This window comes from Acinetobacter sp. 129952 (assembly GCF_056642055.1).
The window spans coordinates 192010-208634 of sequence record NZ_JBWVSU010000003.1; the positions used below are offsets into that span (position 1 = coordinate 192010).

The 16625-nt window shown below is 43.0% G+C and carries 16 protein-coding genes; 6 read left to right on the plus strand and 10 right to left on the minus strand.

Features of this window, described 5'->3' with window-relative positions; all coding sequences use genetic code 11:
* Nucleotides 1-75 precede the first annotated feature (75 nt).
* On the plus strand, nucleotides 76-987 hold the full coding sequence (locus tag AC1IR0_RS05205; protein WP_005105341.1) for an alpha/beta hydrolase: 912 nt from the start codon (nucleotides 76-78) through the stop codon (nucleotides 985-987).
* A 62-nt stretch (nucleotides 988-1049) separates the two neighbouring features.
* On the opposite strand, the gene AC1IR0_RS05210 is transcribed toward AC1IR0_RS05205, so the two are convergent.
* Complete coding sequence (locus tag AC1IR0_RS05210; RefSeq protein WP_004281290.1) at nucleotides 1050-1619, minus strand: FMN-dependent NADH-azoreductase; 570 nt, start codon at nucleotides 1617-1619, stop codon at nucleotides 1050-1052.
* Between the two features lie 340 nt (nucleotides 1620-1959).
* Between AC1IR0_RS05210 and AC1IR0_RS05215 the strand changes: the two genes are divergently transcribed.
* Complete coding sequence (locus AC1IR0_RS05215; protein WP_005250286.1) at nucleotides 1960-3156, plus strand: GGDEF domain-containing protein; 1197 nt, start codon at nucleotides 1960-1962, stop codon at nucleotides 3154-3156.
* A gap of 28 nt (nucleotides 3157-3184) precedes the next feature.
* Here AC1IR0_RS05215 and dsbD read toward each other — a convergent pair whose 3' ends face one another.
* From dsbD to AC1IR0_RS05235, 4 genes are all read right to left on the minus strand, one after another.
* Nucleotides 3185-5026 carry a protein-disulfide reductase DsbD gene (gene dsbD / locus AC1IR0_RS05220; protein ID WP_005105339.1) on the minus strand — a complete coding sequence of 614 codons (1842 nt, stop codon included), beginning with the start codon at nucleotides 5024-5026 and terminating at the stop codon, nucleotides 3185-3187.
* A gap of 19 nt (nucleotides 5027-5045) precedes the next feature.
* Nucleotides 5046-5801: a transporter gene (locus tag AC1IR0_RS05225; RefSeq protein ID WP_409651461.1), complete on the minus strand. Its 756-nt coding sequence runs from the start codon at nucleotides 5799-5801 to the stop codon at nucleotides 5046-5048.
* A 21-nt stretch (nucleotides 5802-5822) separates the two neighbouring features.
* Nucleotides 5823-6365: an ankyrin repeat domain-containing protein gene (locus AC1IR0_RS05230; protein ID WP_409651458.1), complete on the minus strand. Its 543-nt coding sequence runs from the start codon at nucleotides 6363-6365 to the stop codon at nucleotides 5823-5825.
* Between the two features lie 127 nt (nucleotides 6366-6492).
* Complete coding sequence (locus AC1IR0_RS05235) at nucleotides 6493-6858, minus strand: HPF/RaiA family ribosome-associated protein (protein ID WP_004281285.1); 366 nt, start codon at nucleotides 6856-6858, stop codon at nucleotides 6493-6495.
* A gap of 1009 nt (nucleotides 6859-7867) precedes the next feature.
* On the opposite strand from AC1IR0_RS05235, the gene AC1IR0_RS05240 reads away from it, so the two are divergent.
* From AC1IR0_RS05240 to AC1IR0_RS05255, 4 genes are all read left to right on the plus strand, one after another.
* On the plus strand, nucleotides 7868-8593 hold the full coding sequence (locus tag AC1IR0_RS05240; RefSeq protein ID WP_409651455.1) for an outer membrane protein OmpK: 726 nt from the start codon (nucleotides 7868-7870) through the stop codon (nucleotides 8591-8593).
* An 80-nt stretch (nucleotides 8594-8673) separates the two neighbouring features.
* A complete protein-coding gene (locus AC1IR0_RS05245; protein WP_243474489.1) occupies nucleotides 8674-9186 on the plus strand; it encodes a GNAT family N-acetyltransferase in 513 nt (170 codons plus the stop codon).
* A 172-nt stretch (nucleotides 9187-9358) separates the two neighbouring features.
* Nucleotides 9359-10093: a hypothetical protein gene (locus AC1IR0_RS05250; RefSeq protein ID WP_409651451.1), complete on the plus strand. Its 735-nt coding sequence runs from the start codon at nucleotides 9359-9361 to the stop codon at nucleotides 10091-10093.
* Between the two features lie 27 nt (nucleotides 10094-10120).
* Nucleotides 10121-10681, plus strand: a complete 561-nt coding sequence (locus AC1IR0_RS05255) for a hypothetical protein (RefSeq protein ID WP_195725310.1) — start codon at nucleotides 10121-10123, stop codon at nucleotides 10679-10681.
* A gap of 207 nt (nucleotides 10682-10888) precedes the next feature.
* Here AC1IR0_RS05255 and urtE read toward each other — a convergent pair whose 3' ends face one another.
* The 5 genes from urtE to urtA form a co-directional block, all read right to left on the minus strand.
* Nucleotides 10889-11587, minus strand: a complete 699-nt coding sequence (gene urtE / locus AC1IR0_RS05260) for an urea ABC transporter ATP-binding subunit UrtE (RefSeq protein WP_409651447.1) — start codon at nucleotides 11585-11587, stop codon at nucleotides 10889-10891.
* A gap of 10 nt (nucleotides 11588-11597) precedes the next feature.
* Nucleotides 11598-12416 (minus strand): urea ABC transporter ATP-binding protein UrtD, encoded by an 819-nt coding sequence (urtD, locus tag AC1IR0_RS05265; protein WP_409651444.1) that lies wholly within the window; start codon nucleotides 12414-12416, stop codon nucleotides 11598-11600.
* The gene (gene urtC / locus AC1IR0_RS05270) at nucleotides 12413-13486 is read right to left on the minus strand and encodes an urea ABC transporter permease subunit UrtC (RefSeq protein WP_409651441.1); all 1074 of its coding nucleotides are present in this window, start codon (nucleotides 13484-13486) and stop codon (nucleotides 12413-12415) included. Before urtC ends, urtD begins: the two co-directional genes overlap by 4 nt.
* A gap of 4 nt (nucleotides 13487-13490) precedes the next feature.
* Complete coding sequence (gene urtB / locus AC1IR0_RS05275) at nucleotides 13491-15125, minus strand: urea ABC transporter permease subunit UrtB (protein WP_409651438.1); 1635 nt, start codon at nucleotides 15123-15125, stop codon at nucleotides 13491-13493.
* 94 nt (nucleotides 15126-15219) lie between these two features.
* Nucleotides 15220-16500 (minus strand): urea ABC transporter substrate-binding protein, encoded by a 1281-nt coding sequence (urtA, locus tag AC1IR0_RS05280; RefSeq protein WP_004647210.1) that lies wholly within the window; start codon nucleotides 16498-16500, stop codon nucleotides 15220-15222.
* Between the last annotated feature and the right edge of the window lie 125 nt (nucleotides 16501-16625).

A 16625-nucleotide genomic window follows, 5' to 3' on the forward strand; every position in this document is an offset into this window, starting at 1 on the left:
ATTTAGTGTAACCTTGTAAATATGGTTGGTAAATAATCTACACGATCAATAAAAGCACAAAAAGATGGAAGGAAGATGAAGATAAGCCCGCTAACGAAACAATTAATTACAGAAAGCTTTTTAAAAACGGCCATTCGTGCCCCGAGCAGATTCAGTCTTCCACCGAGTTCAATGCGCATTGCTCTGGAACAGATGTGCAAACTTTTCCCTCAGGATAAAACGGTACAGATTCGCTCGCTTCGATTGGCCGGACTGCGCGCGGAAGAAATTAAGCCGCAGCAGGAATCGACCCAGCTGATTTTTCATATTCATGGCGGCGCATTTTACTTAGGTTCTTTAAATACCCATCGTGCCTTTATGACTCAAATTGCAGCTCGAACCCAGATGCAGGTGCTGCATGTAGATTATCCATTATCACCCGAATCTGCCTATCCAGAAGCATTAGAAGCCTTGTTTGATGTCTATAATCTGCTGCTGGATCAAGGTGTTCAGGCCAAAGATATCATTCTGTCCGGTGATTCTTGCGGGGCCAATCTGGCCTTGGCGCTGGCACTCAAAATACAGCAGGAAAGTCTGCCACAGGTCAGCGGTCTGATTCTGCTGTCTCCACTGCTGGATTTAACGTTGACCAGTGAATCTTTACGTTATAACCAGAAGCATGATGCCCTGCTGTCTCTGGAAACAGTTCAAACCGGGATTGAATATTATGTGCCGCGTTCGATTGATCGTGGTGATCCGGAAGTTTCCCCTTTTTTCGCCGATTTAACTGGCTTGCCACCGACTCATATTCAGGTAGGTTCCAAGGAAATTCTGCTGGATGATGCTAGTCGTTTTAAAGAAAAAGCGGAACAGGCAGGTGTCGAGGTCGAATTTAAATTGTATACCGGCATGTGGCACAACTTCCAGATGTTCAGTGCCTGGTTCGATGAAGCCAAACAGGCGCTGACCGATCTTGCAGAATTTGCCCATCGTCTGGACCGAGATTAAGCATGATTTAGCATATAAAAAAGGTCAGCCGTAGCTGACCCTTTGAAAAGAGGTTTTAGGTTTTAAATGGCCTGAACTTGCTGCAATGCAGTTTGCAATGCTTGGGCTTTAACCGCTTCGCCCATGTTCACTCCTTCAGCACGAATCACTTCGATATCATTCACACCGGTAAAGTTAAACACGGTTTTCAGGAAAGCCTCCTGAAAATCAGCCGGGCTTTGCTCGCCATAGACACCACCACGGCTGCTGGCAATATACACTTTCTTATTGCCCGCCAAACCCACAGGACCTTGTTCGGTATATTTAAAAGTACGTCCCGCGACACAGATCCGGTCAATCCAGGCTTTTAGGGTTGATGGCAAACCGAAGTTATACATCGCTGCACCAATCACCACGACATCAGCCTGTAAATATTGATCTAAAATTTCCTCGCCCAATGCCGTCTGTTCTGCATTCTGGCCCATTAAAATTTCGGCAGTAAGATGGGGAATAGGCTGTGCTGCCAGATCCAGGTACTCAACTTCAATGGCCTCAGCATATTTTTGCTGCAATTGTTCCACCACGGCCTGAGTCAACTGACGCGAAATAGAAGCATCTCCTAAAATACTGGAATCAATCTGTAAAACTTTCATGGCTTCGCTCTTTATCTTTGGTTGTTTCTAACAATGCAGCCATTTTAACGATTGACCATATTGAAATAATTAGCACAAATAAAACACATCATCCTGAATTTAGAACAAAACTGTATGCCTCTTAACCTCTTTAATTTTGATTAGAACCCTTTGGTATAGCCTAGATCACTTATGCTATAGGCAAAGAATGAGCAGATCAGATATCAACTAAATCACAAAAATGTTTTAAATATTGTTGTTTATCAAGCATTCAAACTTATGTTATCTTGTGTAAATAAAGCTATAAATATCCAATAGGTCTTAAAAAATCTGCCATAACAATTAAAGTCAGACCGGGACCATGAAGCGAATATCGCCTGTATTAGAAAAAGTGCTAAGACACAGAATCAAGAAATATCTGGTCGAAGATGAAGTCGTGATGAACTGGCGTATCCTGAAGAAATGCATCCTGATGCTGACTTTGGGATGCGGTGTACATCTGACCTGGCTCGGCTGGGATCTCTTTGTTTTATTCAATCCTGAGTATTGGCAATATGTACAGATTGAACGGGTTCATTCACAAGTCGTGCTGAACGGCAGTTTTTTATTGATTTTAGCCTTACTGATTTATCCTTGTTATAAATTTCAGGGCAACCGTCTGGTGGAACGTTATCTACCCTATCTGGCAGTCGGCACCTTTGTGGTTTCGCTATGCCGGGATGCCTATATTGTCGGCGTGATCAGTCCGGTCGCTACCACCGCTTACGTCTGCTTAATTATGGTCGGTCTGGTGCTGTTTCATCGCACGCTGGTGTATAGCATGCTGATTCCTGCCTCCATTTTTCTGGGCGGATGTGCCTATTTAAGTTTCAGTCATCAATTACCTTATTCACCGCTCTTTAATATCGATGACAAGCTTTTTTATAATGGTTTCTGGCTGTTATCGATGCTGTATTTCATTTTGCCAATTCTGGCCGTCTGCATGGTGTTATTCGAGATTCTGCTCAGTCAATGGCGTCATCGCGAGCAGCTGATCAAACAGCTGAGCCAGATTGATCCGCTCACCAATCTGTTTAACCGCCGTAGTATCAACCAATGTCTGGATAAACTGAATGCCGCAGCCACTCCCAATTATGCTTTAGTGCTATTAGATCTGGATCATTTCAAGAAAATTAATGATCACTATGGCCATCATAAGGGTGATGAAACCTTAGTCGAAGTGAGTGCCGTGCTGAATCAGCAATTGCGCGAAAGTGATGTAGTCGGCCGTTTTGGCGGGGAAGAATTTATTTTGGTGCTTAAAAATACCAGTCTGGAAAAAGCCGAACAAGTGGCTGAACGCTGCCGCATCGCCATTCAGCAATTGCAGATTTTCAGTGATGAGGATGAGCTGATTCCGGTGACCGCCAGTTTCGGGATTGCCATTTCTAGCGCGGAATTACGCCCGCAGCAGTTATTGAGTCAGGCTGATCAGGCGCTTTATCAGGCCAAAGCCGGTGGGCGTAATCTGGTCAAAGCTTATGCTGAACCGGTGCCAGTACAGATGCAGGTTTCTTAAACGGGTTCAGCTTTTTTTAAGAACTAAATTATGGATTTTCACTTTGAGCCAGTGCTTGCAGCTGTGCCAGCAATTCTGCCTCGCTAAAAGCACCGGTTAAACGTAAACCCCTAATTTCCTGCTGCTGCGCATTCAAGAATAAATACGTCGGCGGCCCGAGAATTTCCCATTGGTTTAACAGCGCTTGATGAGAGACATTATATTGGCTTAAATCCAGCTTGATCAGGAAATATGGCGCAAGCGCCTGCTGTACCGCTGCAGATTTTAAAATACGATGTTCGATCGGCTGACAGGCAACACACCAGTCGGCGTAGACATCAATAATAATCTTTTGCCCTTGTGGTGCCCTGTCCAAAATCTGCTGAAATTCTGCTGCACTACGTGCCACATGCCACTTGGCTTCTGTGCTCGCCTGCTCCACAAAAAAACGCTGACTGTGCTGATATTGGCTATAAGCGATATAGGGCACGGCCAGTACCAGACACAGGATATATAGCCATCTCAAACCGGTACGATGCCAGAAAATCCGGAACAGCACATAAGCCACGAAGGTCATACCCAAAGCTAGGGATAACCATTGTAAAGCGGCTTCTGAAATCAGTGGGCGAATAAAATACAGCGCCAGCGCCAGCATGATAAAGGCAAAGAGCACTTTGATCTGATTCATCCAATGCCCGGCTTTAGGCAGAATCCGTGCACCCAGAATACTGGCCAGCAATAAAGGCGTGCCCATCCCAAAACCTAAAGTAAACAGCAGTAAAGCTCCCTGCCACTGACTTTGCGTCTGGGAAATAAACAATAATGCGCCTGCCAGCGGTGCGGTCATGCATGGCCCCACCAGAAGCGCCGAAATCATGCCCATGACACCGGCACTGACCAGACCGCCTCCCTGTTGCATGGCCTGTGCCCGATCCAGACGATGAACCAGACGTTGCGGCAGTTTGATTTCAAACAGGCCAAACAGATTCAGGGCAAATAGGACAAACAGGATGCTAAATGCGATCAGGGTTCCCGGTTGCTGCAACCAGCGCTGAAAATTCAGGCCGGCCGAAGATGCAATTAGGCCAAGTACTGCATAGACAGCGGCCATACTGCTGACAAAAGTCAGTGCAATCATCCAGGCTTTCAGGCCTTTACTATCTCGTACAATCAGCGAGGTCAGAATCGGCAACATCGGCAAGGAACACGGTGTAAAAGCCAGTAAAATGCCTAAGCCAAAGAACAGCAAAAGCCCATAGCCCAAAGAGCGTTCAAGCAGTTGGGCTGACCATTTCTGGTCTTGTGCTGCATAGGGTTCAGTTTGTGTGTTGGCTGATGCAGAGATTTCATTTGCTGTAGATTCTGAGGAGTCCGCTGCATTAAATAGGGTATTGTGTTGCAGTGATGAAGTATTCAGATCGAGTAAACGCTTTGTTCCTGATCCGGTAGCTTCAAATTGCACCAGACCAGACAAATCGGTCTTGAACTGAATGGTTTGTGGCGGATAACAGATCCGGTCTTTGGCACAGCCCTGCCAGCTGACCTGATAGGATTGCCCCGCCTGAGTCGGAATTTGAAACTTTAACTGCTGATAATAAACCTGGGTATGTCCATAGTTATCATCATATAAATCTTCAGCGGGTGGCAACTCAAACGACACCGGTTGGTTGCCCTGCCGGACTTCAATTTTATGCTGATACAGATAATAGTTGTCTGGAATCTGCCAACTCAGTTCAGCCTGCTGCTGACTGGTGGAGATCACGCTCACAGGAAAAGCCTGCTCGGCAGACAACAATGCAGTTTCCGCCTGAGCAGGACTGCTGAACAAGGTGCTTCCCAAAATAACCAGGGCAAGCATTTTCCCCCAGGTCGGGAACTGCGAGTATTTCATCATCTGTGAGTTGAATAACTTAGAACAGCACAGAGAAACCTAGGCCTGAGAAGTAACTTCGATCTGCACCATCCAGATCTACACCGACATTCGCATCCAATTGGACACGGTCGTTTAAGGCATACATAACCCCGGTACCGAGCGCGTATTGATTATTGACACTTTCAGCTTTACGGTAAATCAGTTCAGAATAACCTGACCAGCGATCAGTAATGCGGTAGCCTAGAGAAGGAATCGCAGACACTGCCCAGTTGCTGTCCTGCCATTCATAACGCATGGTCAATGCGGTACTGACCAAGTCATTATATTGATACGACACGACAGAACCCAAGCTGTAAATATCTTCTTCATTAGTGAAACCGGCATTGCCTGTTGCAATGATGGCTTCGGCCAGCAAAGCCATACTGAGTTTGTCATCATCCAAATCAATGGCCTTTTTCAGACCAATACTAACATCGCCCAGACCATCATCTTCTTCGGTCTGGCCATTGGATTTCACTTGGGTCCAAGTCGGGCCAGCCCAACCTAAACGCAATTCCAGATCATCACTGAGTCCGGTACGTAACAACATATCTGCACTGAGTGTGGTCGCGGTCTGATCGCCCGACTTGCTATAACGCGCTGTAGGCAAGCCTTGCTCCCAAGCGACATTTCCGACTGGAGTAATTCCAGTACTCAGACCTTCACCTGGTCGATCAAATTCAAAATCTGCTGCGAAAAGCTGTGCACTACAACCGGCCAGTGCAATCAAACCCAAGGTTTTTAATGTTGTCATGTTGGAGCTCTTTATTAAAATTTAACTGAGTTCTTTGGTCATTTTTGCGCCATGCTTGCGAAGCAGCTCTAGCGTCTGTTTTTCTTCGTCTAAAGCTTCTGACCAGTTGATTTCATCAAAATCACAATCAAAGAATAGATCACTAATTGAAGATAAAATAGTCATGCCATCTTCATCTTTGCTATTTGGATCGACTTTTTCATCCAGTAAACGCTGTACGGCAGGCGCGCATGCAGCACTTGCGGCATCCCAGAGCGGGCCATAAATTTCTTCTGCATCCCACAGATGCAGATTTACCTTGGCCTGAATCAGTTCTTCCAAAATCTGCAAATGTACCGCCAAACGGGCCTGTTTCTCATCTTCTGAAAGTGGTGTACCGGTTTCATACAGCTCACACACCTCTTCCCACCATTTAAACAGGCCATCTGACCAGACCGAAATCACCGGGCCTTTGTCATGATCAATAAAATTCGGGTTGAGTCCATCTGCCAGCAGCCGTTTGACCTGATCCAGATTTAATTCTTCGAGTGCTTGCACAAAAAGCTGTTGTTGCGCAGTTAACATGATGGAGCTCACTTTGATTCGTTTTCGACTATTATGCCGAATAAAGCAGGATTTGTTGTGCTTCTCATAACTATATTTTTGTTTAATACGAAAAAAGCCCCGCAGGGCTTTTTCAAATCGGTTCGGCTTACTCTTCGATATCCGCAGTATCTGTGTCTGCTAGTTCGAGAGCACCAGGACGAACATTGTCTTTTTTCTCGATCACATGTTCCAGACTACGTTTTAGTCGGTCAATTGCACCATGGATCGCAGTATCGACATTATGGCCACGATGATTGACTACGACAGGTTTCAAGCCTGCAGGACGCGCTTCAATCATACAGCGAATATCGTCATCGCCGCCTTTGGCGCCATTTTCATCACTGAGATGGACTGAAAAATGGGTAATACGCTCGCTGTGGCGCTGGAATTCTTGATTTAATTCTTCCCGTACATAAGTAATTAAACGATCACTATTCTGAATGTGGTTATCGGTACGAAGTTCAATATTCATATATTACCATCCTCAATCTTTGTAACTTTTGAGTGCAAAATTTTTTATCTTGGCACGTTTGTAGCTTGCTGTTTCGCATCGCATTTCACTTCTTCAAATGATTGGAATAACACCCTCCATTTTGAATGATGAACACATTTTTGAGTCTGCAGAATCGTGTTCTTATATCTTGAATATCGGCTGTATCTGGGAAATATGCAAGTGATATTTTGGTTTTTTAGCAAAAGAATAATCGATTATGACAACTGCTTACTCAGCTCAAAAATGCAGGATTTTTCAAACGGCAATTGCGCAACTCTTCACACGATTTAATTTGAAATGTTTTTTGGCCAGACCGATAAATCGCTTAAATAACACGCGACCAGAAAACCTAAAAAAAAAAGAAATTAAAAGTATTTTTTTATGAAAATTAGCTCACTTTTATCTAATAATTTTTCTTATAAGATCAGCGCCTAGTCAGCCTTACAGTCCTGAAGAGATCATATGCTTTATCATTGTTTAGTTGCTTTTGCAGAACCGGGAAAAATACTCTTTCGTCATTCGAAAATAATAAACTGCAAAAATGATTTTCAATTGAAATATAAGACCGATCACTCTTATTTTACGATGCCGAAAATAGGCCTATAAAACGACCGTCATTTGAGATTTTAAAACTAACCTCATTACACAAACAGAACAAAGCTGTTCAGCCTCAGGCCCAAATTAATTACTAAACAATCTGTATATCCCCACCTATTTTTTACTGATTTTCTAAGTTAATCATCTTAAATTAAAGTGATTTTATATTTTTAGTTATACATTCAGTCTTTTAAGGCGCTACATATTCAACTTTATTAAAAAAATAATGCTTTAGAAAAGCATCAGCGAAAGACAATGAAAACTGAGGAAGATGATCGTCTGCATTCAACTGATGAGGACTGAAATATATTTAAGTCAGCGATCACTTTTAACTTTATTTTTACTTATTAATCTGTATGCTTATTCTGCTTTCTCGGGGGGATAGATTTAAATGAAATTTACACAACTTGCGGCACTTTGTGCATTGGCTTCAACTGCAGCATTTGCTCAAGCAAAACCAGTTTGGCAGGACTTTAGCGTTACAGGTCTTTATGGTGAAAACTATGAAGTTGTAGACGATCAGCAAACTACTTTAACTGTTGAATATGCTGCAAAAGTTAAATATGCAGATGTATTCTTCTTTATGGATCGTCTGCGCGGTGGCGATGATGTTAAAAGTACGTACTTTGAGTTATCACCACGTTTAAGCTTAAGCGAAGTTACAGGCCAAAAACTTGCCTTTGGTCCAGTGAAAGATGTGCTTATTTCAACAACGTGGGAAGGTTCAGATAATGCTGATAACTTCCTATATGGCGTGGGCTTTGACCTTGATATCCCATACTTTCAATATGCAAGCTTAAATCTTTATCGTGCAAACAATGAAAAAGTGTTTGGCAATAAAGACGATTATCAAATGACGCTTACCTATGGTGTGCCATTTAAACTGGGTGCTGAAGATTTTCTTGTAGATGGCTTCCTTGATTGGTCAACTGCTGAAAAAGACGCTCAAGCAAGCGAGTTAAACTGGACTACACAGTGGAAATGGAATGCGGGCAAACACATTTCTCCAGATACCCGTTTATACCTCGGTGTTGAACATGCAGTGTGGAACAATAAGTTTGGTCTTAAAAATCAAGATGAAAACAATGTCAGCGCACTTGTGAAATATCATTTCTAATTGATGTATGATCGAAAGCAGAACTCCGGTTCTGCTTTTTTTAAACTGTGATTTCAGCTCACCTCTACTAGAACAAGAATATGCCTGATTTTGATATTCGACCTGCGACCGAACATGATCTTGAAACCATCCTCAAGATTTATAATCAGGAAGTACTCTATGGTACTGCGACCTGGAACAGAACAGCCTTTGATTTGAACTATTTCAAAATCTGGTTTAAACAGCTTAAAAATCAGAATTTCCCGGTTTTTGTGGTTGAAGATACTCAAAATCAAGTCGTTGCTGGCTATGCCTGTTATGATCAGTTTCGTAGTATTCAGGGCTTTCAACAGACGGTAGAACATTCCATCTTTTTAAATCCAGATTATGCAGGGCAAGGTTTGGGTTCTAAATTATTGCAATATTTAATTGAACAGGCTCAAGTACAGAAACTGCATATCATGGTCGCGGCGATTGATTCTGAAAACAACTCATCGATTCGTCTGCATGAAAAACTGGGCTTCGTTCAAACTGCCTATATGCCGCAAGTCGGACAGAAGTTTGGGCAATGGCGTGATTTGGTACTCTTACAACTCAATCTGGATCAAGCTTGATTCATTCTTAGTTTAAAACTATTCCAGAACTGCTTTCTGGACACTACTCTTCAGCTTTTTAATACTTGGCCATCACGATATTTGGTTGTTATCCAGTTTAATAAGCACAAGTTCTATTTACTTATACGAGCGGCTATGTTTTATTCAGCTAAAAATCATACTGAATAACACCATGTATAAATCTCTATTGTCTATTGGTCTTTTAAGTTTAAGTATGCTCACTTTTGCTGATTCATACTTTGAAAAAGAGCTCCGTTCAGGCTGTAGCAAAGTGCAAAGCTACGCAAATAATGGCAAAAAATTCTACAACCAAAAACAATATCAAAAGGCCATAGCGCAATTTGAGCAACAAGCCGCATGGTCATCCTTTTGTGCGATGAATGTAGAAGGCGGTGGTACAGCTTTTTCCGAACGCGATATCACCACGGCGTTTAATAATGTTGGCTTAAGTTATGCCAAGCTTGGAAAGCCGCAATGGGCACGCGCCTGGTTCTCGGTTTTCCCGAATGCTAAAGCCAGCCAGTTCAATCTAAAACAGTTACCTGCACCAGAAAAATCAAAGAGTCTTGCAGGAAAATATGTTCGTTATGCAGGTTTTGGTCAATGGAATACGATGGAAGTTAAACGGGCTTCGAATGCCTACCAGATTGAGTTTAATGGACTCTATATGGGTTTGCGCAGTCTGATTTATGGACCAAATATGGGAGAATTTTCAACCCGCATGCCACTGAATAAAGCTCAGACCAATTACAGCGTAGAAGATTGCAAAATTGATTTGAAATTTCAGTTTAACGCTCAAATTGGACAACAGATTGTAGTGAATAGCAACAATCCAATGTCTTGCGGTTTTGGCCATAATGTCTCGGCGGATGGCATATATTTGGAGATAGAAAATAGTTTAAAATAAGACCATAAATTTATGAACTTTAGAAAAATGGAAAAAGAAGACTTTAACGATAAATATAAGTTTTTAGCTGAAATTGCTCAAAATGAATATAATTTTGAACTTACCAGATCCACAAAATTTGATGAAAAAATTGGGCGTCAAATTACACTAATTAGTGTAATTATTGTTGCCTTTACTACAATGGTAGTCTCTTCTTTTTTCGCAACTATTTTATCTAAAGCTCCCATTTTTATAGGACCATTTATTTTAATAAATATTTTTCTTTTAGGCGTTTTTTTATCAGGTGCTTGGTATCAACTTTATTTGGCAAGTAACTTTCATAATTCATCAAAATTTCCTATAGCAGCCGAATCTATACAAAATAAAGTAAAATCCAAAGATGAAATACCTGCAGCTGCCTACTGGCACATATACCTCACATATACTAATTGCATAAATGAAAATAGAAGCTCATTAAAATTACGTCTAGACTTGATTCAAAAATCGCAAGATTTGATTAAATTTTCGGCGATAGCTTTCATTTTTCTTTTATGTTTTATCTTCTTCGTACAACTTTACTTATTTCTAATTCAAGAGGGTATCAAGTGACTGACTCTAAGAAAAGTGAAAAAAATACATCTCGACGTAATTCTAATCGAAGACGAATACATGCAAGATCATTACCTGGTGGATATCTAGGATTTATTGTAAGACCAAATAACCAATCTTATGAATTTGAACCTGATCCCACCGATAAAGGATCAAGACCAACTAAAGAATTTGATCCAAAAAAATAAATTATATAACGGGGCGATCTTAGATCGCCACCAACTCCCGAATCCCTTTCTCTGGCATTTCACTGCCCACACCGTGCGCCACAACCTGCCCACGTGCCATCACGGTATAAGCATCAGCAAGTTCTTCAGCAAAATCATAGAATTGCTCTACCAACACAATCGCCATCTCACCACCATCAGCAAGTTTACGAATCACCCGTCCAATGTCTTTAATAATGGATGGCTGAATACCTTCAGTCGGTTCATCCAAAATCAGCACACGCGGTTCAGAAGCAAGTGCTCGTGCAATGGCAAGCTGCTGCTGCTGACCACCAGACAAATCTCCGCCACGGCGATGCTTCATTTCATCCAACACAGGGAAAATTTCATAGAGATGCTCAGGCACTTTGCGTGTCTTTGCGCCTTTAAATTTCGCCATACCAATGAGGATGTTTTCCTCCACGGTTAAAGTTGAAAAAATATCTCGACCTTGGGGCACATAAGCCAGACCTGCACGGACACGCTGTTCAGGACTGAGTTTCGAAATGTCCTTGCCATCCAACAAAATCTGTCCGGATTTAATCGGTAAAATACCCATCAGACATTTAAGGAGCGTGGTTTTCCCTACACCATTGCGCCCAAGCACCACCGAACACTCACCCACAGGTGCAGTCAACGACACATCACGTAAAATATGACTGCCACCATAAAATTGATTGACGTCTTTGACTTCTAACATCACGGTCTCCTTAACGTCCTAAATACTTTTCAATGACATCTTCATTGGCTTGTACTTCTGCCAATGTGCCTTCTGCTAAAATTGCGCCTTGTGCCAATACCGTGACTTTTTCACTAATAGTATCGATAAAGCTCATGTCATGCTCAACCACAACGAGGGTGTGATTTTTCTTGAGTTCTAAACACAGCTCCGCCGTGCGCTCGGTTTCGGCATCGGTCATGCCTGCTACAGGTTCATCCAGTAAAATCAGTTTTGGACGTTGCATCAACAACATGCCGATTTCTAACCATTGCTTTTGACCATGCGACAGCAAGCCAGCAGGTTTATTAATGAACTCTTGCAGACGAATTTGCGCAAGTGATTCATCCAGGGCATTTTGGGCATCGGGATCGAGTTTGCTAAAGAAACTCTTTTTCACGCGCTTGTCTTTGGGTGCTGCTAGAAGCAGATTTTCCATGACGCTGAAATTTTCAAACACCGTCGGTTTTTGGAATTTACGTCCAATGCCTGCTTCAGCAATTTGCTCGGTACTCATTTTGGCTAAATCGTAGTTTTGCCCAAAAAATGCTGTGCCTTCGGTTGGTCGCGTTTTACCGGTAATCACATCCATGAGGGTGGTTTTACCTGCCCCGTTCGGCCCGATGATGCAGCGTAATTCCCCTTCTTCAATGTAGAGCGACAAATCATTTAAGGCACGAAAAGCATCAAACCAGACGCTGACTTTTTCTAAATACAGTGCAATACCGTGGGTAAAGTCCGCGCCTTGTTCTTTAGGACGACCATAGCCTTCAGTGGCATGACCACCATGCGGTTGTAGGACCTCGCTCATTCGCTACGCTCCTTTTTAAAACGGTCAAACAGACCAATAATGCCTTTCGGTAAGAAAATGGTCACCACAATAAATAGCGCACCCAAAATAAGTAGCCATGCTTCCGGATAAGCCGAAGTAAAGTAGGTCTTCACACCATTAATGAGACCTGCACCAATCAGTGGTCCAATCAGTGTGCCACGACCACCCGCTGCCACCCACACCGCCATTTCAATCGAGTTCACCGGGTTCATTTCACTTGGGTTAATAATGCCAGCTTGTGGTACATATAACGCCCCTGCTATGCCTGCAATCACCGCAGATAGCACCCATGCCGAGAGCTTGTACCACAAGGTACGGTAGCCCAAATATTGCAGACGGTTTTCGCTGTCACGAATTGCACCGAGTACACGGCCATAAGGTTTATTCATTAAATGACGTAAACCAATAAAGCACAGCAACAATACCAAAGCGGTGATAAAGCACAAACTTGCCCGCATCGATGCCGAGGTAATGTCCAGGCCTAAAATGGTTTTAAAACCGGTAAAGCCGTTGTTGCCACCAAAGCCGGTTTCATTACGGAAGAAAAGTAATGCAGCGGCAAAAGTCATAGCTTGGGTAATAATCGAGAAATACACGCCTTTAATTTTGGAACGGAAGGCAAAGAAGCCGAAAATAAAGGCGATGATGCCCGGCACTAATACTACCAATACCAATGACCAAAGGAAGTATTCCGTACCGACCCAAAACCATGGCACTTCCGTCCAACTAAGGAAGCGCATAAAGTCAGGAATGCCATCCCCTGCAGACTGGCGCATTAAGTACATCCCAAAGGCATAACCGCCAAGGGCAAAGTACAAACCATGTCCTAAACTTAAAATTCCGGCATAGCCCCAAACTAAATCCAGTGCCAAAGCGACCAGAGCCAAACACATGATTTTGCCAATCAAGGTGACCCAATACGCAGATAAATGCAGGGTTGAATCGGCAGGTAACAGGTGTAACCATGGCAATGCCAATAAAATGGCAAAGCATACGGCAATCGCAATGCCACTATGCGGTTTGTCGGATAATAATTGTGTAATCTTCATGTGCTTACTCCACAAAACGGCCTTTGATGGCAAACAAACCTTGTGGACGTTTTTGAATAAACAAAATCACAAGCACCAAGAGAACAATTTTTGCCAGTACCGCACCAATGCCAATTTCCAAGGCGGTACCACTAATACCTAGACCAAGCGCTGCAAGGACTGCACCCCACACCTGACCTACACCACCGACAACCACCACCAAGAAGGCATCAATAATGTAGTTTTGCCCTAAATCCGGCCCGACGTTACCCACTTGTGCCAAAGCACAGCCCGCTAAACCGGCCAAACCTGAACCTAAACCAAAGGCCATCATGTCGATACGGCTTGAACGAATACCAACGGCTTGTGCCATTTGACGGTTTTGCGTCACCGCACGTACAAACAAACCAAAACGGGTTTTATTCAGTAGGTAAACCAACAACAAAAGCACTGCAATGGTGAAGACAATAATCGCAATACGGTTATACGGCAGCATTAAACTTGGGGTAATGGAGATCCCGCCTGATAGCCACGAAATATTCGACACTTCGACATTTTGCGCACCAAAAGTCATGCGTACCAATTGCATCAAAATCAGGCTGACCCCAAAGGTTGCAAGCAAGGTTTCAAGTTGACGACCGTATAATGGACGAATCACGGTACGTTCAATCAACATACCGATCAGTCCACTCACCAAGAATGCCGCAGGAATCGCGGCGATTAAGTACCACTCGACATAGCTACCCAAATAGCTTTTAAACAGACTTTGCACCACATAAGTAGTATAGGCGCCAATCATAATGAGCTCACCATGCGCCATATTGATGACACCGAGCAAACCATAAGTAATGGCTAAACCGAGTGCTGCAAGCAGTAAAATACTCGCAGTACTCAGCCCTGAAAATAAATGCCCAGTCCATTCACTGGCTTGAATCCGGGTTTTAATACTGTTTTTCGCTTCAAGCAAAGCCGCTTTCAGCTCAGGATGGATAGTCGGCTGTGACAACTCATTGTCGATCATCGCCAAGACATCAGGACGATTAGAATCTTGTAAAATTTTTGCGGCTTGAATTTTGACGAGCACATCTGAGTTTTCATAATCCAGACGCGCTTTCAGTTGTGCCAAACGGGCTTTGACTTTATTGTTTTGTTCTTTTAAATACAGCGCATTGATATGTGCTATATCAAGTTCCGCAAGATTGCTTTCATAAATATCAATCGCTTCTAAACGCTCAGAGGCATCATCCGACTTCAACTTGCTTTGTGCCAAACCAAAGGTCAATGCTTTACGCAAGGTATTCACCAAAGTGACTTGTGCAAGGTCGCTTGGCCAATCTGCAACAGCATCTAAACTTGGATAACTGAGCAACTGATCATCGGCTTCTAAAATATAGGTTTGTCCTTGAGAATCGCTATAAAGCTGGTCGTTTTCAACATATTCTGCAAGCTGATCTAACTGTTCAATACTGCCTGGCCATTGATTGAGTAAAGCACGACGTTGAGCAAAATCACCTTGCACAAATTGCTGAATCGCATCTTGTGGTTGTATCGCTATGGTTGAATTATTGTGTTGTAAAGAGGTTTCTGCTGTTGCCATTTGCATACAAAATATTTGTATACACAACAGAAAAATAGTGGCGATATTCACACGAATATTCATTATATACACCCCTATTCCATTGGAAGTTTTCCGTGGAGAGTAAGAAAAAAATCAGAGGATGCCTGCTACGGCTGTAGCAGGCAAAAGATAGGTATTATTTAGGAATGTACGGGCTCCAAGGCTCTGCTTGAATAGTTTGAGATGTTTTGTAGACCACATCAAACTGACCATCACCACGAATCTGGCCAATCATGACTGGCTTGTGTAAGTGATGGTTACTTGCATCCATTTTTAGGGTATAGCCCGATGGTGCTTTGAATTCCTGACCTGCCATCGCTTCACGGACTTTATCGACCTCTGTAGAACCTGCTTTTTCAACGGCTTGCTTCCACATGTTGATACCGACATAGGTCGCTTCCATTGGATCATTGGTGACTAGCTTATCGACATTCGGTAATTTAAATTCAACCGCGTATTGCTTCATCTTTTTAGTGAATTCAGTATTGACCGGATTCTTCACTGACATGAAATAGTTCCATGACGCCAAATGACCGACCAATGGCTTGGTATCAATACCACGCAGTTCTTCTTCACCCACCGAGAACGCCATCACTGGAATATCAGAAGCTTTAATGCCCTGATTACCCAGTTCACGGTAGAACGGCACATTCGAGTCGCCATTGATGGTCGAGATCACCGCGGTCTTTTTACCCGCTGCAAATTTCTTCACATTGCCGACAATGGTTTGATAGTTGCTGTGACCAAATGGAGTGTACTCTTCCATGATGTCCGCATCAGCCACACCTTTAGACTTTAAGAAAGCACGTAAAATCTGGTTGGTGGTCCGTGGGTACACATAGTCCGTACCGAGCAATACAAAACGCTCAGCCTTACCCCCTTCCTCACTCATCAAGTATTCCACCGCAGGAATGGCTTGTTGGTTTGGTGCAGCACCGGTATAAAAAATATTTTTTGATTGTTCCTGGCCTTCATACTGTACTGGATAGAACAATAAACTATTGAGTTCTTCAACAACGGGCAAAACAGATTTACGCGATACCGATGTCCATGCACCAAAAATTACCGCAACTTTGTCTTGGGTAATCAACTGCCGTGCTTGCTCTGCAAAGAGTGGCCAGTCTGATGCCGGATCGACCACCACCGGTTCCAGTTTCTTACCCAGTACCCCACCCTTGTCATTGATTTCCTTAATCGCCATTAAGGCCGTGTCTTTCAGTGAGGTCTCAGAAATTGCCATCGTGCCTGACAATGAATGCAGGATCCCGACTTTAATCGTGTCGCCGCTGTCTGCGACTTTGCTTTCTGCGGCCGGGGCTTCTGCTTTTTCAGCAGATTTTGAACATCCCGTTAATGCAACAGCCCCTGCCATGGTTGCGGCTAAAATACTTTTTGAAAATAAATTGCGTTGGAACATCAGATTTTTCTCCAAACTTTATAATGGTGCATTTTTCATGCTTGTCTTGTTGTACATCTGGATGGAGTGATTCAATTTCTGTGCCAAGGCTTCAAAAAATAAAAAAAATTAATTTAACTGATCTC